Source organism: Mesorhizobium sp. M0037 (assembly GCF_040323635.1).
In the GTDB taxonomy this organism is placed as follows: domain Bacteria; phylum Pseudomonadota; class Alphaproteobacteria; order Rhizobiales; family Rhizobiaceae; genus Mesorhizobium.
Genome location: NZ_JAMYVB010000028.1, coordinates 1 through 20,510 on the forward strand (window position 1 = coordinate 1; position 20,510 = coordinate 20,510).

Sequence of the window (20,510 nt, forward strand, 5' to 3'; positions counted from 1 at the left end):
GCCGTTTGCAAACCTCGGCGGCGATCCAGGCCAGGACTATTTCGCTGACGGCATCACCGAGGATCTGATCACCGACCTCACCAAGTTGTCCGGTCTGGACGTCATCGCGCGCAACTCGGTGTTCGCCTACAAGAACAAGCCTGCAGCGCTGGCGGACGTCGCGCGCGACCTTGGCGTCCGCTTCGTCGTCGAGGGGAGCGTCCGCCGCACCGGCGAGCAGATCCGCCTCAATGCCCAGCTCATCGATACGGCAACGGGCGACAATCTGTGGGCCAACCGGTTCGACCGTGGCATGGCCGGCGTGTTTGCCGTCCAGCACGAGATGAGCGGCGAGATCGCCAAGGCGCTTGGCATGCAACCTTCGGCAGCGGAAAGCGAGCGCATGGCGCGGCCGCCGACGAGCAATCTCGAGGCCTATGATTACTATCTACAAGCCGAGACGGCGTCACGCAGCGTCCTGCAGGCCGGGCTGCGGGAGGCGCTTGCGCTCTACGACAAGGCGGAGGAGCTTGACCCCGCCTTTGCCGAAGCCTTCGCGGCCGACGCGCGCACCACAGTCTATATCTGGCGGGAGGCCTTCAACGACGTCATCCAGAGCGCGCCAGCACGAAAAAGAGCCTATGAGAAGGCGAGCCGAGCTTTGGAACTCGACCCTGACCTTTCGTCGCCCTATGCTATTCTTGGGATCATGCAGGTCGTGAATCGCCGCTACGAAGATGCGATTGCCTCTGCCAAGAAGGCTGTTTCAATCGGTCCGGGCGATGCAGAGGCACAAGCAGCCCTTGGATATGTTCAGTTATACGCCGGCAATCATGCCGAGGCAGCCACTGCGGTCGAGACGGCGCTCAGGCTCGACCCCGACCTCTCAGCGATCAACCGGGAAACTGCTGGGCTGGTTTTTCTGCTCCAGGGCAATGTCGAGAAAGCGATCGAGACTCTCGAGCACACACGCGACGATGCGTCCACGGTTGGCAACTTTCGGTTTACGCTCGCTGCGGCGTATGTCCGCGGCGGCCGCCTACCGGATGCGAAAGCCGCAATCGCCGAGGGGCTCCGCCTCGTAGCAGGGTCCAGCTACGTGGACTCTTTGGCTGGGTGGGAGATGACTCATGCACATTTTCGGAATCCGCAGGATCTGGCGATACTCGTCGCCGCACTGCGCCAGGCGGGCCTACCCCAATGGCGCTTCGGCTTTACCCCGGCCGAACAGGACCAGTTAAAGGGTGCCGAGATCGCGTCCCTCGTCATTGGCCATACACTGCAAGGCCAGATCGAACCCGGTCTCCAACCAGCCTTCCTTCAGATCGGAAGCGACGGCAAGGCGGCCTTCCGCTCTACGACGCGGCTAGTCACCGAGACCGTCTACGTCGATGGCGATCTGTTGTGCGAGCAGAGCGAGAACCTGTTCGGTCGCCCCGACTGTGGTCCCGTCTACAGACGCAACGACGCAGCCGGCAAAAGCTACTCCTATGCCAATACAAGCAAGGTGTTTCACTTCACCGTGGTTCGGTAGACGCACACGCGCGTCTCAATGATAGTGATCGAGTTCCAAATTGGCCGCGACCTTCGGCCAGTTGGCATCGGCTTTCGGGATATTTTCAGCTGCACGCGCGGCGAAATCATCCGCATTGTCGACGTCGTAGATCAGGTAGAGCTTGCCGTCGATAATCTTGAATGCCTCAGGATCGACATTGACCGTGACCCCTCCGCCCACGACTTCGCCGGCGCAGTACCCGCCATATTGAGGAGCGTACTTGACCGGTTCGCTCATGAACATTTCCTGGTGCTTCTTGCTGGCGAAATGCCAAGGTGTCCCCAGCCATTCATAAGTGAACTCTTCGGAGCCCTTCACGGCCTTGCCGTCGGTGAAGTAAGCGACCGTGTCGTAGCCCATGATCGCCACACCACCAAAATAGCCGGTGTTTACCGAATCGTCGGCACATGCCGATCCCGCGCCGGCGACCACAGCTACCGCGACCAGGGCAGCCGTCCCCAAACTCCGAAGCAGTCGTGGCTTGATCATCGTGCTCATCTGTATCCTCCGTTAATCGTGGATCTCGGCGCACTTCGCCGCGTTCGCCTCGCCAAGAATTTTGGCTTGGCAGGTAGCACCATGGCGTTTGAAAAGTCGTATGATATCCGTGTTGCCCTTCCAGAATGCGCGCGTTATCGGCATGTAGCCATGCCCCTCGGCATGGTTCACATTGGCACCTTTCGCAATGAGGAACTCGGCCAGTTCAATGTGGTTTTCCTCGCCGGCCACCAGCAACGGCGTAGCACCCGCCTTGTTGGCGGCATCGTCGAGCACCGCGCCTTTTTCCAGCAGCAGCTTGGCGATCGGCAGGCTGCCCGAGAAGGCCGCCGCATGAAGCGGGGTAAAGCCGCCCGAGTTACGCGCCATGATGTCGGCACCCTTGGCCAGCAAGAAGTCGGCGATTTCCGGCTGGTTATCGAGCGCTGCAGCTATGAGCAGCGTTGCCTGGTCGCGCGCCCGGCTGTCGACGTCGGCACCGCCTGCCAGGGCTTGCTCCACGGCACCCTTGTCGCCGGCGGCGATGGAGTCGAACAACTGCTCACCTGCGGCTGCTGTTGTAGCCGCCAAAACCAGCATTCCAAGTGCCAGCAATCCGCGCATTGTGCAAGGTATCATATTAGCTTGTGGTCATACAAGCTGTCCTGGGCACATCAGGTGGATCCAAGGCGGACGGCGCGGCCGTAGCGAACGCGGCCCAGGGCGGGAAGGCGTTAGTGCTACTGGCTTCGTCAGTAGGGGCACCGGTCCAGTCTGAATGTTGAAGAGCGTCGATTACCGAGGCGCCGAGCGTAACCGCCTGTTGCTCCGTTGGGATAGCCGGTAAGCGCAAAGGTGGCCGTGGCGGAAGTGTCCGCTTTCGGATGCAACTATGGCTTGCTCAATGACCGACATGGGGCGCAAAGCTGCCATTCGTAACCGGCGTACACATGGGAAGTGCATAGGACATTTCAGGAAAAAGCCCACTCCTCATCGGTCGGCGCAATCAGCCCGTTCCGAAGTCGTTTGTCAAGTTCATGCCACGACGGGTCCGTCACGAAGCCTTTCATGCTTCCACATGCCTCGGCGAAGGAAATGTCGCCCAATCGGTCGATAAGATCACTCATTGCGCCGTTCATGCAATTTAGGCATAGCTCGAGCGGATCATCATCACACTCAATTACCCGATGTCCCCAAGCGCCCGGTACGTCGTCGGTTGCGAGAGCCTGCCGAAGATCTTCATCCACGCCTGCGGCCTCAAGCGTCCGGCAGACGACATAGCGCATCAGGGGATAGTAGATCGGCTGATAGCTGCCTCCAAGCGCGCGCACGCCGGGCAGGATCGATAAAACCAGAAACATCAGCAGGAGATTCGGGACAAGGCTGCGGTTTGCCAGCCGCTCGAGGATATCGGGGGCTGTGAAGCACGCCACTTTCCTACCGGTCGCAGGATCGATGAGTTCTCCGGCCACCAGACGCAGCGGAAGGCGTTTGCCATTTTCATAGAACCAGAAGAAATCAGTGCCGCGCGCGAGCCAGCCACTCCAGGGGCCGGACGCAAGCCCGTCGAGACTGGCAAGGATATTGGAGGCGAAGTTCGGGTCTTCCAGCAGTCTCATGCGTAGCCAGGAATTTTCGTCCGACAGATGGTCGGCCACCAGGTCGGCGATATCCTCGTCGTCGATCTGCAGGAAGGCAAAGTGGTCTCCGAACATTCTTGGCCAAAGGATGAGATTGGCTGCCTTGATGGCATGCGCCGGCCGCTCGAATTGTGTCTTCGGCAAAAGGCTGCGAAGCAGCGTGAGCGCGTCTCCCCCAGTGTTTGGCTCCGTCGGCAACAACTCGAACCCGTAAGGTCCCGGCCCAGCTAGCAGGCTGTATCCGATCGTCCGGCTTCGGCTCAGGCCAAAGACGTTGACCGGCTTGCAGTCAACGGTGATCCAGCCTGGTCCCTTGCGTGGCTTTTCGACGAGATTCACCGTCGAAACGGCGTAGGAAACGTAGGTCGAACAGCCATGCGCCGAGAGACCAAGGAGGCTGAAGATATGCGTATAATAGGCTTCCGGCTCCAGGAGGAGAAACAAATGAGGGCCTGTCTGCAACACGCGGCGCCTTTCGAAATCCTTGCAGATCTTCGAGGCGGTACCGGCAGACAACCCGTTTCGTATCGCTGCCTTCCTGATGATATCCAGTAGTTTGGTGAAGGCGCGAAAGCGGATTTCTGGCACGGACCTGGTAGCTGGCGCCTCGAACAGGCGAAACGCATAATCGCGGATCGGCCGGGAATGGTATGGGCTCATCCAGGGGTAGAGTGCCATCAGCGACCCCAGGACTGCCTGTTTCGCATCTACGCCTGCTGTTAGCTCTTCCACCTCACGATTCACCTTTTTCTTGCGTCTGAACGACACCGACGCTCAAACACGAAATACTGATGAGGAGCACCACGCCGAAGCTGAAGAAAATGGTCGAAGGAAATGCTCGATCTCCTACAGCGGCGGCAACGCCGAAGACGATTAATCCGAGCGCCACGGCCACACTGTGCATGATGCCTTTTGCCCGGCCCAACAGATAAACGGACACATGCGACTGCAATGTGACTTCAACGCTGACGCGTCCAAGATTGTATAGAAATCCGAGCGTTGCAAAAAGGATTGCTGTCCAGGGCGTGGGCAGAGATGTCAGCGCCATGAGGACCAGCGCGATTAAGCCCAAAAGCATGAGATGCCGCGCGTGGCTACTCATCGCTCTTTCAATGCGGAATAGCGAGACCGCACCGATCAGTGAGCCCGCCGACCATGCAGCCTCGAGGTAGCCGAAATCCACGGCAGTACCCTTCTGCTCCTGGAAGACGAAGCTCGATCCCATGACGCTGACCAGCACCGCGCTTGTATAGAGAAGCGCGTAGACGACATTGAGGCGACGCAGGCTCGGTTCGATTTGGGTTGCCGAGATTTTGGCGATGCGGACATCGCGCGAAATCGGTTCCAGTCGCATCAAGGCCAGGCAGCCGGCTGAAAACAGGAAGAAGGCAGCAAGAACGGTGAATGGCAGGGCTGGGGAGCGCTCAAGCAGCAAAGGCCCTGCGAGCAGAGCTGCGCCGAGATTGCCAAACTGCATGAAGAAGAAGACGGCGGAATTCGTGGCTACAAGATTGCGGCCGTCAGCTATCACGGGGATCAACGATTGAGAGCTCGTAAGCGCGACACGATCGCAAAACGAAAAGAGGGCCGCTGACAGGCAGATGATCAGAAACACGTCCATGTAGAGGAGCGCGCAAGCGGTAGCCAGCATAACGAGAAAGCGGCTGAGGTCTGCCGCAACGTTCAAGCACCGCCTGTCAAATCGATCCGCCGCTACGCCGGCCAAAGGGCTCGCGATTAATTCGACAACGCTGACGATCGCAAGGAACGTCGCCACGCCGGCAGTTCCATATCCTCGCTCGACGAGAATCCAGACGGATGCGATGTAGTAGCCGTTTCGGGCAACAGCCGCTGACAGCGTGCTGGCCAAGAATCCGAAAGGATTATACCGGTCGGCCCGTCCTTTGCCATGATGAATTTGAACCAGGTTTGACATGAGCGGCGTATCCGGCTGACCGCCGATGGATAATTTCTTCCGCCAAGCCTGACTTTACTGTGATGTTGGGGTTTTCCGATACTTGCTGAGAACCGACAGGCGGCGACCTAGATTCTGCACTTACGACGAAATTCCGTCGGGCCCGCACCGAATGCCCGCTTAAAGGCGGTCGTGAAATGGCTCGAGCTGCCGAAACCACATTCCATCGCGATTTCCGTCGCCGACAGATTGGTCGATCGCAGCATGTCCGCGGCCTGCTCCAACCGTCGCTGCGCAATGAATGCGTGCGGCGTCATGCCTGTCGACTGCTTGAAGGCCCTCCAGAAATGGAACCGGCTAACCCCAATTTCTTTTGCCAGATCGGCGAGCGTAGGTCTGCCGTCCGACAACGTCTCGATCATGTCCACCGCCCGCTTGAGGTCGAACGATGACAAACCGCCTTTTGCCGGCTCCTGATGGAAGCCGTTCAACCTCAACATTTGGCCGAGCAATTGCGTGGCCTGGCACTCCACCATCGTTGCGCTGATGGGGTCAGGCTGCTTGAGCTCCAAGGCAATCCTCTGCAACGCCAACTCTGCAGTGCCGTCCCGAAATCCGATCGAAGGCGGCAGCACTGCCGGGCGATGGCGAGCCATTCCCGCAAACACATCGTCGGCGAACCCTTTTTCAATCGAGACCAGGAGGTAGGAAGCGGTCGCGTCCCCCTCGTCCCACCCATTCCAATCACTGCCCGCGGGCATGAAGATGATCGAACCGGCTCGGCGCGGCAAAAAGGCAATCCGGCGCCCATCCACAATGTCTTCCCCGCGGGACGCCGTGCCCTTCAGGTTCATCAGGAACAAATGGTTTGGCTGGAGGAGTCTTGTCTCCTGGCGCTCAAGCCCGGTTCTTTTGACCACGTCCGCACGCACGCTCCCCCAATTCTGATACTTGTGGGCAAGCGATTGGTGCCGTGAACGGCGGTTCTCGGTCGGGTCGAGCGCAAGAGTATTCACGTATGCACAGCCTCCTTACTGGCGAGTGGCCAGTCGTCGCATGATGTGGCGAACCACTGGTTGCTGAACAACACGCAAATAACTCTGGATTGGTAGAAGATGTGACTTTAGCGAAAAAATGGCAAACGAGTGAAAGCCGCCTGTATCCGGCAGGCCTACGAGTTGGCTCAGCCAATACTTGAGCCCGGTGAAATATTAGGCCCCACTTATCTTAGTGCAATTTCCCCTATCGACGTATCGGCATCTCACCAATGGAACGGTGCTGGAGGCATACTGCGATGCGTGGACTCGACGACTTCCTGGCTGAGTGCGACCATGGCCCACGGATCAACGGACTGGCCGGCTTTTTCGCGGCAACCGCCGCCGGCAAAAGCGGGATGCCAATCCGCAAGCCCGTCGCCGACGCCCGCCTTCTGCCGAGCGATGAGCTGCTGCGCGCCCTGGTCAGCCTGCATGCGGCACGGCAAGGTTTTTTCGACCAGCACTATCACGGCAGCATTCCTTACAGATTGGAGGAAGAGTGCCGGATGGCCTACGCAGTGCTGAAATACGCACGTCATCGTGGTGGTCCGCATTCATTATACAGCCTTGGAACAGCGGAAGGCACGATGGCGAGAACACTGTCCGAACTGTCGGAGGGACAGATACGCACACTGTCCTGCAGCCCGAACGCGGAGAACTACAATTGCTTCATGGCTTATGGCGAACCGCCGCACGCCGACTTTTTCGTAGGCCCCTTCCATCATTTGACGAAGGACGTCCTGCGTTCAGACCCGCGGCTGGCAAATTTCGCACACGGGTTCGACATCATTCTCGAAGATACGACCTTCCAGATGTACTCGCCCAACAGAGCAAGCCAGATCGAATTCGTCACCCAGCACCTCAAGGCGGACGGAATCTTTGTCTTCGTCGAGAAGTTCCGGGCAAACGAGGAGCCGGACTACAGGCGTCGCGAATACCAGAAGGATTTCGGCTTCAAGGCGCGCTATTTTCCTCCGGACGAAATCGAGAAGAAGCAAACTCTCGTTCTGGATACGATGTTCGGCAACGAGGTGACTTTGGCAGAGATGGCTAACGCCATACGCGCGCACTTCACCTACTGCTCCTTGACGTGGAACAGCGGAAATTTCTGTAGCCTCGCGGCGAGCAATAGCGAGGAAAACCTAAACCGGTACCTTTCTCAGATGGTCACTCCGGCCATTCCGCACGAGTACGTCTACGAAACGAGCTTGTGTCCGCCCCTGCCCGTTAGCGTCCCCGCCGCGCAGGAATAGGCTCCTGGGCCTTGGGACAGGTCGACAACACGCTACGCCGTTTGGACTATGTCTTCGCAGCTGTCGAGCATGGTAGCCTCAGGCAGGCCGCAAGAGTCCTCAGAGTGAGGGAATCCTGTGTAAGCCGCAACATCGTTGCTCTCGAGCAGTTGCTGGACATGCAGTTGTTTGACCGCGACGTCCATGGCGTCCGGCTGACCGAGGCCGGCCGGGCCTGGGTCGATCTTGTCCGGGCCCATTATGAAGGCTTGCAGGATGCATTGGCTGGAGGTGGTCGCGCCGACCATGAACCCAAAACAATCAAGATAGGGTTGTGCGGCCAGATAGGCCGGGCGTTCGTGGCACGGCTTATCGATCGATTTCGCAGCTTACATCCGGACGTGAGCATCGCCTTCGAGGACGTTCCCCATGAACAATGTCTGGCGGCCATACGTCGCCGGCGCCTTGACATCGTCTTCACACACGGGCTTGAGAACGCCGCCTTATGCCGTAGCGAGATATTTGCGTACGAGCGCTTGTTCGTTCTCCTGCCCTGCAACCATCCGCTTGCTGAACAGCCTGTGGTCACATGGGCAGATCTTGCTGATACGTGTCTGCTGGTTTCAGGCGGATCCTCCCGGGATCTGCGTTTGCTGGAGCATATCGCTGCGAATGGTGGCCCCACTGTCCAGATATGTCGCGCCAGCGAAGCAACGGTCATCCTCAAGGTGCAACTTGGTCAAGGCGTGGCTCTGGCGGGCGAGGGTTTTGCCAGGACAGTCGCCATCGACGCGACGGTGTGGAAACCGATCAGTGGGCAGCACAGCGTCAGTTCGATCGAGGCAGTGTGGCTGGAATCGAACCCAAAGCGCGCGCTTTTGCGGCTGGTTGGGACCGCAAGAAACATGGTGGCAGCAACGCGGCCCAGGCCTACCCCTGTCAATGGAGGAAGTTCGGAACGCCGCGGCACGATTTCTGAAGTCACGCCATGACTCGGAGGCGCGACTGACCCGGTTCGACTTCGGTCGCCCGGCCCTTAGCCACCTTCCGAACGCTTTGCCTTGGCAAAGCCCCGATCCGTCGCAATGAACCGCTCCAACATCGCAACGATGAGGCGCGGCGCATCGGCGGGCCGTTGCCCCGCATCGCGGCCGAGGATCTCGGCATAAGTTTGCAGGTCACGGTGCAATGCCGCGGGTAGCTCCACCATGACCTTGACAGGTTTGTCGTCGGCGATCGGCCCCAGTTTCAGCTTGGCCATTTCAGCCTCCATAAGGTTCAAGCACGAGATCGCGCGTGACGATGACGCGCACCGGGTATCCCGGTCGGATGGTGAGTGTCGGCGCTATGTTGAGCTGCCGCTGCACGATCTGCTGGCCTGTCTGGCTGATGCTGTCCGAGGCGCCCTGGCGAAGAGCGCGCATGATGTCGCTCTCCTGTCCCGATGAGCCTGCCTGCGCGCCGATGCTCAGAACCGTGGAGAGTGCTGCAGCCTTAAAGAGCTCGCCCCAGTGATAGTCAACGCCGTCCTCGAGCCCAGCATAGCCTTCGGCGTCCGCGCCAGGCTCACGTTCCAGAATGATGGAGCGGCCGTTAGGAAAAATCAGCCTGGTCCAGGCCAGCAACACGCGACGCTGGCCGAAGCCGACACCATTGTCATACTGGCCGATGAGGCGCGTCCCCTGCGGAATGAGACGGACTTGTCCGGTGGGGCTGTCATAGACATTCTCCGTCACCTGCGCGGTAATCTGACCCGGCAGGTCGGAGCGAATGCCGGTCATGAGGGCGGCCGCGATGACAGCGCCCGCCTGCAGGACGTTTTTCGACGCCGGCGCCGCGACGCGATCAGGTGAGACGGTTCGCTTGTCCGCCGGCTGATCAAGGAACGCGCGCTGCCGGTCCTGCGCCGAGGGCGTCGCTGGTTGCGGCGCGAGGCCAAGGCTGGCGAGCTCGGTCTGTGGCATGGTGCCTGTCCCGCCTGTTCCAGGCTGAGCGGCAGTCGCGTCGCTTGCGGGCCGCGTTTGCGTGGACGCGAACAAGCGCGCCGTCCTCGCCGCTTCCAGTTCCTGCTCCCGGCGCTGCTCCTCCTGGTCCGGTCCAACGGGACCTGTCGATGGTGCGGGGCCGCCATTCTGCGCGTTGAGGATCGGGCGGCCAAGATCGCCGGGAAGCGGTGGGCCAAGCTTCGGAACGCCTGCATAGTCCTTTGGCAGGCCGGCGAGCTCATCGGGCGTCGAGCGATTGTCGGTTGAATAAAGCTCGTGACCCTGGCCTTGCTGGCGGTTCTGCAGCGCATAAATCAGCGCACCGCCGACGCCCAGGCTTGCGGCGAGCCCTAACCCGGCCAGCGCCTTGCGGGACAGACGCGTCACCCGCGGCGGCTCGGCGCGCAGCCGCATGGCCGCGGCCGGCTCGCCTGTCAGCGGCCGGGCGTCATCATCGACCGATGCCTCCGGCCAGGCCTCATCCGCGTGCCCCCGGCCCTCTTTCTTCCCGGGATCCAATCTGTCGCTCATGATGATGACCCTCCCCTGCCTGTTCGGAGGGACGTCGCTTTCGGGGTCTCACCAGGGCCACGCATCCATGAAAATCGACTGCTCCGCACCCGATCCGTGCGGGAGATGCGGATGCGCTGCTGGTTCTTGCCAGCGCCGAAGCGCAACTCGGCGGCGGCAAACAGCCGGTCGACGATCATGTAGTTGCCGCGCACGCGATAGTTGACCAGCTCGGACGTGTCACCGTCCGGCCCGACGACGAAGAGTGGCGGCATCTCGCCCTGGCCGATGCCCCGCGGGAATTCGATGAACACCTGCTTACCATCGTCGAAGGCGCGCAACGGCCGCCAGGGTGCGCGATCGCCAGTCACGTCGTAGCGGAAATTGACGCGAGAAAGATCGATGCCTGTCGAGACCGGCTGCACAGCTTCAGCCTCTTGGTTCTGACGCCGCAAGGCGATGAGTTGGTCCTGCGGGTATTGCCAGGAAACCGATGCCATATAGGTCGACGGCGTCGAGCGCAGTTCCATGTGATAGGTACGCCGATCGGTATTGATGACGAGATTGGTGAGAAGGTCGGCGCGCGTCGGCTTGACGAGGATGTGGACTTGCTTGGCTCCGCCCGTACCGCTCTCGGTATCGCCGATGATCCAGCGCACGGTGTCGCCGGCGGCGACGGGACCGGAGCCGACGAGCTGCTCGCCGGGCTGGAGCGCGATGTCGGTGATCTGCCCCGGCGAGGCATAGACCTGATAGAGCGCGCCATCGACGAACGGAAAGACCTGCATCGAGTTGATGAACCCGTTGCGGACAGGCTGGACGCGCGCGGCCGCATTGGCCAGGTTCACCCGCGCGGCCGGATCGGTCGGTTCCGGGTCGGGCTTTGCGGCCTTGCCGACCGGCTTCAACTGGCCTGGAAGCGGCAGCGGCCTGGACAGCTCCACCACCTTGACGGGCGGTGGCGGATCGACGGCCTGCAGGGCCGGCACCGGATCGTCATAGGAAATCTCCGGCGGCTTCTGCCTGGTGGCGCAGCCCGCAAGCGTCGAGGTGCAAAGCAAAAGTGCTGGAAAGACCATGTTGCGGAAGGCCGGCATTGCGTGGATGAGGAGAGCCGGACGTTCCCCGGGGGCGGCTTTGCAGGGTGCGGTCGTCATTGTCCAAGCTCCTTCGACCAGTTGATGGCGTTGATGTAGATGCCGAGTGGATTCTTCCTCAACGTGTCGGCGTCGCGCGGGGGCTGCACGACAACAGTGAGAATGGCCGACCAGCGCTCCGTGGAAGCGAGTGATCCATCCTGATAGCGGCGTTCGATCCAGGCGATGCGGAAGCTCGCAGGCGATGCGCGGATGACCGACGACACGTCGACGGCGACCTGCTGTTTGCCGACCTTGGTGAACGGGTCATTGGCGCGCGCATAGTCGTTGAGGGCAAGCGCCCCGCCCTGCGTCGCGAAGTCATAGGCGCGCAGCCAGTTCTGCCTCACGATGACCGGATCGGCGGGGATCGACCTCACCTGTTCGATGAAGTGCGCCAGGTAGAAGGCAATCTGCGGATCGTTTGGCTGATAGTCGCCGACCGCAGGGGCGACAGCCTGCGCCTGACCGAGACGATCGACCTGCACTACCCAAGGCACGATCGAGCCCTTGGCGGACTGCCAGACGAGTGCGGCGGAGAAGCCGGCGGCGAGCGCCAGGCAACCGAAGGCCATGGTGCGCCAGTTGCGCGCCTGCACGCGAGCTGAACCGATGCGCTCGTCCCAGACCTGGGCAGCGCGCTGGTAGGGCGTCTCGGGTTGTGGGGATCTGCCGTAGTGCGTGGACGGTCGTTTGAACATGCTCAGTCTCTTTCAGAGAGGTTGATCGAGGAGCCGCCGCCATGGCTGTCACCACTGCGAACGGCGTGGGCGGCGGCCTGGGCGCCATGGGTCATCTGTTGCGAGCGCTTCATGCGCTTAGCCCAGGCGGGCTGACTTTCCGTGGCGGAGGACGCGACGGGAGCGGAGCCGGCTTCGGGGGTGTTCGCGCCGACTGTGCCGGCGGTGGATGATCCGCCCGTGGTCTCGAAGGCAGCGCGAGCACCGGACTGGTAGCTGTGCTTCATGCTGCCTGCCGCATTATTGGCAGCGCGCTTCAGCGGTGAGATGGCACCCTGGGCGCCGGCGCTGATGACACCGCCGAGCCCGGATGCAACGCTGGAGAAGCCTGACTGTCCGGCCGCGCCGAGGCCGTAGGCTGTGGATGCCCTGCCCGCCGTTGCGGCGCCACCACGAGCCGCGGCTGCAGCACCGCCGCTTACAGCCGCGCCGCCGGACACGACTGCGCCGGCGGCCGCCGCACCCACTGCTGCCATGCCGCCGGCGGCGAGCCCGGTGCCGACTGCCGCACCCGCGCCGAGCTGCGGGCCGCCGGAGACGAGGCCGTTGGCAATGCCCGGTCCAAAGATGCCAAGGCCGAGCAGCGACAGCGCGGCCAGAACGATCGCCATGGCATCGTCGATCGACGGCGTGGTCCCGCCGAATCCGGAAGTGAACTCGGAGAAAAGGGTTGAGCCGATGCCGATGATGACGGCGAGCACGAGCACCTTGATGCCGGACGAGATGACGTTGCCAAGCACCCGCTCGGCCATGAAGGCGGATTTGCCGAACAGACCGAAGGGAATCAGCACGAAACCGGCGAGCGTCGTCAGCTTGAACTCGATCAGCGTGACGAAAAGCTGGATTGCAAGGATGAAGAAGGCGAGCAGCACCAGCGCCCAGGCGAAGAACATGCAGGCGATCTGGATGAAGTTTTCGAAGAAGGACCAATAGCCCATCAGGTTCGAGATCGAGTCCAGCAACGGCCGGCCGGCATCGAGCCCAGTCTGCGCCACCTTGCCCGGGCGCATGAGATCGTTGACGGTAAACCCCGTTCCCGAGGCCTTCAGGCCAAGCCCGGCGAAGCTTTCGAAGACGATGCGGGCGAGATTGTTCCAGTTGGAGATGAGATAGGCGAAGACGCCCACGAACAGCGTCTTCTTGACGAGGCGCGCCATGACGTCGTCGTCCGAGCCCCAGGACCAGAAGAGCGCCGCCAACGTCACGTCGATGACGATAAGCGTCGTGGCGATGAAGCTGACCTCGCCGCCGAGCAGGCCGAAGCCGCCGTCGATGTAGCGCGTGAAGACTTCGAGGAAATGGTCGATGACGCCCATGCCGCCCATATCAGCGAGCCTCCTGCCGGGGCGGCTCGACCTGCATCGCAGGAGCGGTCACATCCGTCCGCTCCCGTTCTTGCCGGTCGCCTGACGCCGGCACATTCGGAAACAGCGTTGCCGGCGCTACCGGAGCAGGCGCGGTTGCCGCGTTACTTTGACCGAAAAACCGGCGCCGGCTCTCTGCCCAGGCTTTCAGACAACCGGGATCGCGGGGGCCGGCCTCGCCGATCTCGGAACAGCGGCGCAATTCGAACGCGAGCGGGTCTTGTGACGTGATGGAACCGTCCCGTGCCCCAAGGGCGTCAGGCTCATCGTCCTTGGTGCTCATCTCGATCGCGGTCAGTGTCAAAGCGACCGCGATGAAGACGACCGCACTGACACGAGCGAGGATCTTGCCATCCATCGCTCCGGCCTCAGTTCTTGCCATAGAACATCTGCGCACTGCCGGGTTGGTAGCCCGAGCCCTGCGTCAGGAAGCGGCGGCGCTGCTCCCGACCCTGGTCGGCGGCGGTGGCCTGCTCGGCCGATTGCAACGCTTGCGCCCGACCATTCGCGGCGACGACAGCGGTGAGATCGGCAAGCTGCTGCGCCTGAAGCCCGAGGAGCTGGTTGCCGGCCTGTGTTGCCTGAAGCGCGCCGGTCGCACCCTGGCTTTGGCCGACCAGTGCCGACATCTCACTGCGATTGGTGTCAATGTTGCCGACGACGCCCGCCTGCACACGCATGGCATCCTGAAGGCCACCAACCGTGTTGCCCCAGCGCGAGCGCGCGTCGGCGACGAGTTGCTGATCCGAAGCCGATAGCGAGACGTTGCCGTATTTCTGCTGGAAGGCCTGATCGATCTGCTGCACATCATAGGCAACGTTCTGCGCCTGACCGAGCAGTTGCTGCGTGCGCTGCACGGACTGCTGAAGCTGTTGCAGCGAGGAGAACGGCAGGCTTGCGAGATTGCGCGCCTGGTTGATGAGCATTTGCGCCTGGTTCTGAAGCGAGGTGATCTGGTTGGTGATCTGTTCGAGCGAGCGCGCTGCCGTCAGGACGTTTTGCGAATAGTTCGAGGGATCGAAAACGATCAAGGCCTGTGCCGGTGTCGTCAGGAAAGGCGAGAGCGCGGCAGGAGCGACAAGCAGGGCGGCGGCGAACCGCATACCGAGGGGACGGCGCATTTTCATGGGGACTTCTCCTTGTTGGTGAGGGCGGGGCTGGTTAGGGCGGGAACGAGTTCAGCGGCCCAGCCGACGCCACGGTGGCTAAGCCAGGCAGCGAGGAAACCGTCGCGGCCGTGCTCGGCGAAGATGCGGGCGATCGCGGCCTGGTCGGTCTTCGAGGACACAGCGCAGAGCGCGAGCGCCACATCGGACAGACCGAGCTCGAACAGCCGGTTGCCGCGTCGGGACTGGCAGTAATAGTCGCGCTTTGGCATCGCCCGCGCGATGATCTCGATCTGCCGATCGTTGAGGCCGAATCGACGATAGATCGCCGTGATCTGCGGCTCGATTGCGCGCTCGTTTGGCAGCAGAAGCCGGGTCTGGCAGCTCTCGATGATCGCGGGCGCGATTGCCGAGCCGTCAATGTCGCTGAGCGACTGCGTGGCGAAGATGACGCTGGCGTTCTTCTTGCGCAGCGTCTTTAGCCATTCGCGGAGCTGGCCGGCAAAGCCCTCATCGTCGAGCGCAAGCCAGCCTTCGTCGATGATGAGAAGGGTTGGCGAGCCATCGAGCCGGTCCTCGATGCGATGGAAGAGATAGGACAGGACGGCGGGCGCGGCACCTGTTCCGATCAGCCCCTCGGTTTCGAATGCCTGGACCGACGCCGATCCGATATGCTCGTGCTCGGCATCGAGCAGGCGGCCATAGGGACCTCCGACGCAATAGGGGCGCAATGCCTGCTTGAGATCGTTTGATTGCAGCAGCACGACCAGGCCGGTGATGGTGCGCTCCTCGACAGGCGCGGACGCCAGAGAACTCAACGCCGTCCAGATATGCTCCTTGATCTCAGGCGTGATCGTCACATTCTCACGCGTCAGGATCGCCACGATCCAGTCGGCGGCCCAGGCGCGTTCGGGGACATCGTGAATGCGCGCGAACGGCTGAAGACTGACGCTATCGGACGCTCCATCGCTGAGATCGCCGCCGAGATCATGCCAGTCGCCGCCCATGGCGAGTGCCGCCGCGCGGATCGAACCGCCGAAATCGAAGGCGAAAACCTGCGAGCCTTCATACCGGCGGAATTGCAGCGCCATCAGTGCCAAGAGCACGGACTTGCCCGCGCCGGTCGGGCCGACGATCAGCGTATGGCCGACGTCACCGACGTGAAGCGAAAGCCGGAACGGGGTCGAGCCTTCGGTCTTGCCGAAGAGCAGAGGGGGCGCTGCAAAATGCTCGTCCCGCACCGCGCCCGCCCACACCGCTGAAAGCGGTATGATGTGGGCGAGATTGAGCGTGGAGATGGGAGGCTGGCGGACGTTGGCGTAGACATGACCCGGCAGGCTGCCGAGCCAGGCGTCGACGGCATTGATGGTTTCGATGATCGCCGTGAAATCGCGGCCCTGGATGACCTTTTCGACCAGGCGCAGTTTTTCGTCGGCGATGCCAGGATCATCGTCCCAAACAGTCACCGTCGCGGTGACATAAGCCATGCCCGCATAGTCGGCGCCGAGCTCCTGGAGCGCCATGTCGGCATCAGCGGCCTTGTTTGCGGCGTCGGTGTCCACGAGGACGGACGCTTCGTTGGTCATCACTTCCTTGAGGATCGCGGCGACCGATTTGCGCTTGGCGAACCATTGACGCCGGATCTTTGTCAGCAGCCTGGTGGCATCGGTCTTGTCGAGCAGGATCGCGCGTGTCGACCAGCGATACGGGAAGGCCAGCCGGTTCAGTTCGTCGAGCAGACCCGGCGTGGTCGCGGTCGGGAACCCCGTGACCGTGAGAATGCGCAGATGCAACGCGCCAAGCCGCGGCTCAAGCCCGCCGGTCAGCGGCTGGTCGGCCAGCAGGACATCGAGATACATCGGCGTTTCGGGAACGCGGACACGGTGGCGATTGGTCGAGACGCAGCCATGCAGATAGGTCAGCGTCTCGGCGTCATCGAGCCAACGGCACTCCGGCATAAAGGCTTCGACAAGGCGCAGGACGCGGTCGCTGCGGTCAGTGAACCCGGTCAGCACCGCGTTGGGGTCGAGGCCCTTCTTCTCACGCCCTTCGTAGAGCCAGCTTTCGGCACGGGCGGTGTCTTCGGCGGGCGCAAGGTAGGTGAGCGTCAGAAAGTAGCTGGACTCGAAATGCGCGCCGGCCTCCTCGAAGCCCGCCTTTCGCTCCGCATCGACCAGCGTGGAGGCCGCATCCGGAAAGCTGCTGTCGGGATAGCGGGTCGAGGCATGGCGCTGCGCCTCCACGAAGATCGCCCAGCCGGTGCCAAGCCGGCGGAAGGCATTGTTGAGCCGGCCGGCGACGGCGACCAGTTCTGCCGGCACGGCGCTGTCGAGATCGGGGCCGCGAAAGCGCGCGGTGCGCTGGAAGCTGCCATCCTTGTTGAGGACGATTCCGGCGCCGACCAATGCCACCCAGGGCAGGAAGTCAGCGAGCCGGCTGCTGCGGTTGCGATATTCGGCAAGGTTCATCATCTGTGCGACCTCGCTTAGACCGTGAGATGCGCAGGGATGCGCAGATGCCGGCGAACAACATCGACGAAGAGCGGATCGCGCTTGGCAGCCCAGACGGCGGCAACATGGCCGATCGCCCAGATGGCGATACCGACGAGCCACAGACGCAGCCCCAGCCCCACGGCGCCCGCGAGCGTCCCGTTCATGATGGCGATGGCGCGCGGGGCGCCGCCGAGCAGGATCGGCTCGGTCAGCGCGCGGTGCACGAGGACCGTATAACCCGGTACTGTATAATCCGGCATTGGGCCGCCCTGTTCGACAGCGCCCACCATCAGACCAGCGCTCCGCCGCCGAACGAGAAGAACGACAGGAAGAAGCTCGACGCCGCGAAAGCGATGGACAGGCCGAACACGATCTGGATGAGCCGGCGGAAGCCGCCCGACGTGTCGCCGAAGGCGAGCGTCAGGCCGGTGACGATGATGATGATCACCGCCATGATCTTGGCGACCGGGCCTTCGATCGACTGGAGGATCTGTTGCAGCGGCTGTTCCCACGGCATCGACGAGCCGGAGGCATAAGCGGGCGCGGCCATCACCAGGAAGAGCGTGGCAACGGAAACGGTCATGGCAAGACGATGGCGCCCGAGGCGCAGGCGTTGGATCACGGATTTTCTCCTTCAGGGCTTTGGATGAGCAAGGGCGGGCTCTCGTCGCCCTCGAGGACGGCTGGCGCGACCCGGTAATCTCCGTCCGGGCAAAGGCCTTCGACACGGGCGAGTTCGGACAACCGGCGCGCGGAACCGCGGCCGGAAAGGACGGCAACGAGGTCGATCGTCTCGGCGATCAGCGCGCGCGGGACGGTGACGACGGCTTCCTGGATAAGTTGCTCCAAGCGGCGGAGCGCGCCAATGGCGCTGCCCGCGTGGATCGTCCCGAGGCCGCCGGGGTGGCCAGTGCCCCAGGCCTTGAGCAGTTCGAGCGCCTCGGCCCCGCGCACTTCGCCGACCGGAATGCGGTCGGGGCGCAGGCGAAGCGATGAGCGAACAAGGTCGGAGAGCGACGCGACGCCGTCTTTCGTGCGCATCGCCACGAGATTGGGCGCGGCGCATTGCAGCTCGCGCGTATCCTCGATGATGACGACGCGATCGAAGGTCTTGGCCACCTCGGCCAGCAGCGCGTTGATCAGCGTGGTCTTGCCCGTGGATGTGCCGCCTGCAACGAGGATGTTTGCGCGGTTGGCAACGCCCTGGCGCAGCGCGTCCACCTGCTGCGCCGACATGATTCCGGTCGCGACATAATCTTCGAGGGTGAAGATGGCGACGGCGGGCTTGCGGATCGCGAAGGCGGGCGCCGCGACGACGGGAGGAAGAAGCCCTTCGAACCGCTCCCCCGTCTCGGGCAGCTCGGCCGAGACACGTGGGGCGCCGGCATGGACTTCGGCACCGACATGATGAGCGACGAGGCGAACGATGCGCTCGCCGTCCGCTGCTGACAAACGCTCTCCTGTGTCGGACAACCCCTCGGACAGGCGGTCGATCCACAAACGTCCATCGGGATTAAGCATCACTTCGACGATGCCGGCGTCGTCGAGATAGCGCGCGATCGCAGGTCCGAGCGCTGTGCGCAGCATGCGTGCGCCGCGCGCCAGACCTTCTGAATTGTGAGGCGAAGCTGCCATCCTGTCCCCGTTTCGATCCGGGGGAACATGGACGGCCCCTGGACGGGGATGATTAAGAGAGCCGCATCTCGAGTGGTTTCAACACCTATATCGAGGCGTAGTGGCGTAGCGTGCAAATACAGGAGATTGGCGGTGCCGACCTGTGATCAAGGCCGGCGATCTTCAGGCAAGGGCGGCGCTCGCCGTCAATTGTGCGCTCGTCGGTAAAGCCGTCAGATCACGCGGCTTCAGCACGAGTTGACCGTCGAGGCTTGTGGCGAACCACCACGTCGACCTTGTAGTCGAGCCGGTCCAGACAGCGAACCAGCCTGTCTATTGAAAACTTACCCGTTCGCCCTGTGGCGATCGCGGAGACGTCGGGCTGTTTCATTCCGAGCAGTTCAGCCGACTTCGCCTGGGTCAGGCGCCGGCGCTTGATAATGGCGCGGATCTCGCGGGCCAGCTTGGCCTTGAGCAATTCCTCTTCGGGATTGTCAAAGCCGAGGTCCGCAAACACGTTGCCGCTGCTCACTTCGGCGGTGATGTCTTCCGTCATGACTTTGTTCCTTTGCCATAGTTTTCACGATAGTGCGCCTCGGCCGCCTTCAATCGTACTGTGACGAGATCGATTTCATGCTTGGGTGTCTCCCTGCCCCTCTTCGACTTCTTCTGGAAGCAATGAAGGACGTAGATCACGCCAGCGAAGCGGACGGTGTAGACGGCGCGGTAGGTATCTCCGTCGAAGTCGTCGACCACCTCGAGGATGCTGCGGCCCCCAAACCCTTTCAGGGCTTTGACAGCCGGGTGCTCCTCACCATTCTGGGCGTCGTTGATTGCGACACCCATCAACCGGCGAACATCGACCGGAAACTCGCGCAGGTCATCCTTCGACGATCCCATCCATACCGTGAGCTTTTGGTTTTTCATTCGCCCTTTGCCTTATAGCATACAGACTATAATTTTCAACGAAACGATCCTGACACCGCCTAGCCACTGAAAAATAACTGGTTCGGCTCAGACGGCTGTTTTTTCCAGGTGATCATAGAAGCTCATGAAGGGTGGTCCCTCATGCAATCACGGATCTTAAATTGCGGATTTCGCGCCCAACATGGTTCCCGTATCAGCCACTCCACCCCTGCTGCTGTCTAGTTTTCTTCTGCCAAACCCGACAGGTTGGCAACGCGAGTTCCATGACAACATATCGTTACAATACTTTGATATGCTTGACATATCGATGCTTGCAAAATCTCGGTCCGCCAGTCCGTTCAGCGCGCGGGCGTGCCGGGCTGGTGTGTGTCCAGACCGCCATCGATGTCCTCGGAGATCTCCTGCCGAAGCTTTGGACCTCTCGCCAGGCGCCGGCCGAGCGCGGTGACGAAGGCATCATAGCGCTCGCCAGCCTTGGAGTGGGCTGCCTGTGCCGCGGGCTCGGGCAACGCTGGTGTTGTCGCCAGCCAGAAGCGGACGAAAACAGCGAGCGTCTCCACGGCAATCGCGACATCGCGCTCCTGGCGCGTCATACGGCGGTCCAGCTGGTCAAGCCGCTTGGTGATCGCCGCCTCCTGCCGCTCGGCGGCATCGGGTGAGAGGAACGACTCGATTGCCGCCTCCGCGACGAGCGACCGTGAAAAATCACGGCGCGCCGCATGTTCGGCCAGCCTGCTCATGACCTTCGGATCGAGATAGACGGACAGGCGTTGCTTGCGAGGTGGCTTTACCATGGGAGCC

General features: G+C 62.0%; 22 protein-coding genes. 3 read left to right on the forward strand and 19 right to left on the reverse strand.

Annotated elements, in window-relative coordinates:
* Nucleotides 1-1,513 (forward strand): tetratricopeptide repeat protein (locus tag NKJ78_RS28615; RefSeq protein WP_352562761.1); only part of this gene is annotated, 1,513 nt, incomplete at its 5' end.
* A gap of 15 nt (nucleotides 1,514-1,528) precedes the next feature.
* Here NKJ78_RS28615 and NKJ78_RS28620 read toward each other — a convergent pair.
* The 5 genes from NKJ78_RS28620 to NKJ78_RS28640 all read right to left on the reverse strand — a co-directional run bounded on the left by NKJ78_RS28620 (nucleotide 1,529) and on the right by NKJ78_RS28640 (nucleotide 6,582).
* Entirely contained in the window at nucleotides 1,529-2,032 is a 504-nt protein-coding gene (locus NKJ78_RS28620; RefSeq protein WP_352460855.1) for a YHS domain-containing (seleno)protein, read from the reverse strand.
* A gap of 12 nt (nucleotides 2,033-2,044) precedes the next feature.
* Nucleotides 2,045-2,635, reverse strand: a complete 591-nt coding sequence (locus tag NKJ78_RS28625) for an ankyrin repeat domain-containing protein (RefSeq protein WP_023695862.1) — start codon at nucleotides 2,633-2,635, stop codon at nucleotides 2,045-2,047.
* A gap of 347 nt (nucleotides 2,636-2,982) precedes the next feature.
* Complete coding sequence (locus NKJ78_RS28630) at nucleotides 2,983-4,419, reverse strand: hypothetical protein (protein WP_352460854.1); 1,437 nt, start codon at nucleotides 4,417-4,419, stop codon at nucleotides 2,983-2,985.
* Nucleotides 4,385-5,587, reverse strand: a complete 1,203-nt coding sequence (locus NKJ78_RS28635; RefSeq protein WP_352460853.1) for an MFS transporter — start codon at nucleotides 5,585-5,587, stop codon at nucleotides 4,385-4,387. The genes NKJ78_RS28630 and NKJ78_RS28635 overlap by 35 nt, the downstream gene beginning before the upstream one ends.
* Nucleotides 5,588-5,694: 107 nt before the next feature.
* Entirely contained in the window at nucleotides 5,695-6,582 is an 888-nt protein-coding gene (locus tag NKJ78_RS28640) for a helix-turn-helix transcriptional regulator (RefSeq protein WP_352460852.1), read from the reverse strand.
* Nucleotides 6,583-6,860: 278 nt separating this feature from the next.
* Between NKJ78_RS28640 and NKJ78_RS28645 the strand changes: the two genes are divergently transcribed.
* Entirely contained in the window at nucleotides 6,861-7,856 is a 996-nt protein-coding gene (locus NKJ78_RS28645; RefSeq protein WP_352460851.1) for a class I SAM-dependent methyltransferase, read from the forward strand.
* A gap of 11 nt (nucleotides 7,857-7,867) precedes the next feature.
* Complete coding sequence (locus NKJ78_RS28650; protein WP_352460850.1) at nucleotides 7,868-8,827, forward strand: LysR family transcriptional regulator; 960 nt, start codon at nucleotides 7,868-7,870, stop codon at nucleotides 8,825-8,827.
* A 44-nt stretch (nucleotides 8,828-8,871) separates the two neighbouring features.
* On the opposite strand, the gene NKJ78_RS28655 is transcribed toward NKJ78_RS28650, so the two are convergent.
* The 14 genes from NKJ78_RS28655 to NKJ78_RS28720 form a co-directional block, all read right to left on the reverse strand.
* Nucleotides 8,872-9,096, reverse strand: a complete 225-nt coding sequence (locus NKJ78_RS28655; RefSeq protein WP_031204816.1) for a DUF2274 domain-containing protein — start codon at nucleotides 9,094-9,096, stop codon at nucleotides 8,872-8,874.
* Between the two features lies 1 nt (nucleotide 9,097).
* A complete protein-coding gene (locus NKJ78_RS28660; protein WP_352460849.1) occupies nucleotides 9,098-10,351 on the reverse strand; it encodes a TraB/TrbI/VirB10 family type IV secretion system protein in 1,254 nt (417 codons plus the stop codon).
* Nucleotides 10,348-11,427 (reverse strand): P-type conjugative transfer protein TrbG, encoded by a 1,080-nt coding sequence (gene trbG / locus NKJ78_RS28665; protein WP_352460857.1) that lies wholly within the window; start codon nucleotides 11,425-11,427, stop codon nucleotides 10,348-10,350. The genes NKJ78_RS28660 and trbG overlap by 4 nt, the downstream gene beginning before the upstream one ends.
* Nucleotides 11,428-11,483: 56 nt before the next feature.
* Nucleotides 11,484-12,167 carry a conjugal transfer protein TrbF gene (gene trbF / locus NKJ78_RS28670; protein ID WP_031206120.1) on the reverse strand — a complete coding sequence of 228 codons (684 nt, stop codon included), beginning with the start codon at nucleotides 12,165-12,167 and terminating at the stop codon, nucleotides 11,484-11,486.
* Nucleotides 12,168-12,169: 2 nt separating this feature from the next.
* On the reverse strand, nucleotides 12,170-13,531 hold the full coding sequence (gene trbL, locus NKJ78_RS28675) for a P-type conjugative transfer protein TrbL (protein WP_352460848.1): 1,362 nt from the start codon (nucleotides 13,529-13,531) through the stop codon (nucleotides 12,170-12,172).
* A 1-nt stretch (nucleotide 13,532) separates the two neighbouring features.
* The gene (gene trbK-alt, locus NKJ78_RS28680) at nucleotides 13,533-13,928 is read right to left on the reverse strand and encodes a putative entry exclusion protein TrbK-alt (RefSeq protein ID WP_352460846.1); all 396 of its coding nucleotides are present in this window, start codon (nucleotides 13,926-13,928) and stop codon (nucleotides 13,533-13,535) included.
* A gap of 10 nt (nucleotides 13,929-13,938) precedes the next feature.
* Nucleotides 13,939-14,697 (reverse strand): P-type conjugative transfer protein TrbJ, encoded by a 759-nt coding sequence (trbJ, locus tag NKJ78_RS28685; protein ID WP_352460845.1) that lies wholly within the window; start codon nucleotides 14,695-14,697, stop codon nucleotides 13,939-13,941.
* A complete protein-coding gene (gene trbE, locus NKJ78_RS28690) occupies nucleotides 14,694-17,147 on the reverse strand; it encodes a conjugal transfer protein TrbE (RefSeq protein WP_352460844.1) in 2,454 nt (817 codons plus the stop codon). Before trbE ends, trbJ begins: the two co-directional genes overlap by 4 nt.
* 14 nt (nucleotides 17,148-17,161) lie before the next feature.
* Nucleotides 17,162-17,428, reverse strand: coding sequence for a VirB3 family type IV secretion system protein (locus tag NKJ78_RS28695; RefSeq protein WP_245261998.1), 267 nt, complete (start codon nucleotides 17,426-17,428; stop codon nucleotides 17,162-17,164).
* 29 nt (nucleotides 17,429-17,457) lie between these two features.
* A complete protein-coding gene (locus NKJ78_RS28700; RefSeq protein ID WP_023816724.1) occupies nucleotides 17,458-17,751 on the reverse strand; it encodes a TrbC/VirB2 family type IV secretion system protein in 294 nt (97 codons plus the stop codon).
* Nucleotides 17,752-17,786: 35 nt separating this feature from the next.
* Entirely contained in the window at nucleotides 17,787-18,803 is a 1,017-nt protein-coding gene (trbB, locus tag NKJ78_RS28705; RefSeq protein ID WP_352460843.1) for a P-type conjugative transfer ATPase TrbB, read from the reverse strand.
* Nucleotides 18,804-19,020: 217 nt separating this feature from the next.
* The gene (locus NKJ78_RS28710) at nucleotides 19,021-19,338 is read right to left on the reverse strand and encodes a helix-turn-helix domain-containing protein (protein ID WP_006338687.1); all 318 of its coding nucleotides are present in this window, start codon (nucleotides 19,336-19,338) and stop codon (nucleotides 19,021-19,023) included.
* Entirely contained in the window at nucleotides 19,335-19,682 is a 348-nt protein-coding gene (locus NKJ78_RS28715; protein WP_031203332.1) for a type II toxin-antitoxin system RelE/ParE family toxin, read from the reverse strand. The genes NKJ78_RS28710 and NKJ78_RS28715 overlap by 4 nt, the downstream gene beginning before the upstream one ends.
* Nucleotides 19,683-20,047: 365 nt before the next feature.
* Nucleotides 20,048-20,503 carry a ribbon-helix-helix domain-containing protein gene (locus NKJ78_RS28720; protein ID WP_023673519.1) on the reverse strand — a complete coding sequence of 152 codons (456 nt, stop codon included), beginning with the start codon at nucleotides 20,501-20,503 and terminating at the stop codon, nucleotides 20,048-20,050.
* Nucleotides 20,504-20,510: the final 7 nt, after the last annotated feature.

What these genes read in the sequence shown, in the direction of transcription:
- NKJ78_RS28620 (WP_352460855.1), bottom strand. Translation starts at nt 2,032, where the DNA reads ATGAGCACGATGATCAAGCCACGACTGCTTCGGAGTTTGGGGACGGCT.
- NKJ78_RS28625 (WP_023695862.1), bottom strand. Translation starts at nt 2,635, where the DNA reads ATGCGCGGATTGCTGGCACTTGGAATGCTGGTTTTGGCGGCTACAACA.
- NKJ78_RS28635 (WP_352460853.1), bottom strand. Translation starts at nt 5,587, where the DNA reads ATGTCAAACCTGGTTCAAATTCATCATGGCAAAGGACGGGCCGACCGG.
- NKJ78_RS28645 (WP_352460851.1), top strand. Translation starts at nt 6,861, where the DNA reads ATGCGTGGACTCGACGACTTCCTGGCTGAGTGCGACCATGGCCCACGG.
- NKJ78_RS28655 (WP_031204816.1), bottom strand. Translation starts at nt 9,096, where the DNA reads ATGGCCAAGCTGAAACTGGGGCCGATCGCCGACGACAAACCTGTCAAG.
- NKJ78_RS28660 (WP_352460849.1), bottom strand. Translation starts at nt 10,351, where the DNA reads ATGAGCGACAGATTGGATCCCGGGAAGAAAGAGGGCCGGGGGCACGCG.
- trbG (WP_352460857.1), bottom strand. Translation starts at nt 11,427, where the DNA reads ATGCCGGCCTTCCGCAACATGGTCTTTCCAGCACTTTTGCTTTGCACC.
- trbF (WP_031206120.1), bottom strand. Translation starts at nt 12,167, where the DNA reads ATGTTCAAACGACCGTCCACGCACTACGGCAGATCCCCACAACCCGAG.
- trbL (WP_352460848.1), bottom strand. Translation starts at nt 13,531, where the DNA reads ATGGGCGGCATGGGCGTCATCGACCATTTCCTCGAAGTCTTCACGCGC.
- trbK-alt (WP_352460846.1), bottom strand. Translation starts at nt 13,928, where the DNA reads ATGGATGGCAAGATCCTCGCTCGTGTCAGTGCGGTCGTCTTCATCGCG.
- trbJ (WP_352460845.1), bottom strand. Translation starts at nt 14,697, where the DNA reads ATGAAAATGCGCCGTCCCCTCGGTATGCGGTTCGCCGCCGCCCTGCTT.
- trbE (WP_352460844.1), bottom strand. Translation starts at nt 17,147, where the DNA reads ATGATGAACCTTGCCGAATATCGCAACCGCAGCAGCCGGCTCGCTGAC.
- NKJ78_RS28695 (WP_245261998.1), bottom strand. Translation starts at nt 17,428, where the DNA reads ATGCCGGATTATACAGTACCGGGTTATACGGTCCTCGTGCACCGCGCG.
- NKJ78_RS28700 (WP_023816724.1), bottom strand. Translation starts at nt 17,751, where the DNA reads ATGACCGTTTCCGTTGCCACGCTCTTCCTGGTGATGGCCGCGCCCGCT.
- trbB (WP_352460843.1), bottom strand. Translation starts at nt 18,803, where the DNA reads ATGGCAGCTTCGCCTCACAATTCAGAAGGTCTGGCGCGCGGCGCACGC.
- NKJ78_RS28710 (WP_006338687.1), bottom strand. Translation starts at nt 19,338, where the DNA reads ATGACGGAAGACATCACCGCCGAAGTGAGCAGCGGCAACGTGTTTGCG.
- NKJ78_RS28715 (WP_031203332.1), bottom strand. Translation starts at nt 19,682, where the DNA reads ATGGGATCGTCGAAGGATGACCTGCGCGAGTTTCCGGTCGATGTTCGC.
- NKJ78_RS28720 (WP_023673519.1), bottom strand. Translation starts at nt 20,503, where the DNA reads ATGGTAAAGCCACCTCGCAAGCAACGCCTGTCCGTCTATCTCGATCCG.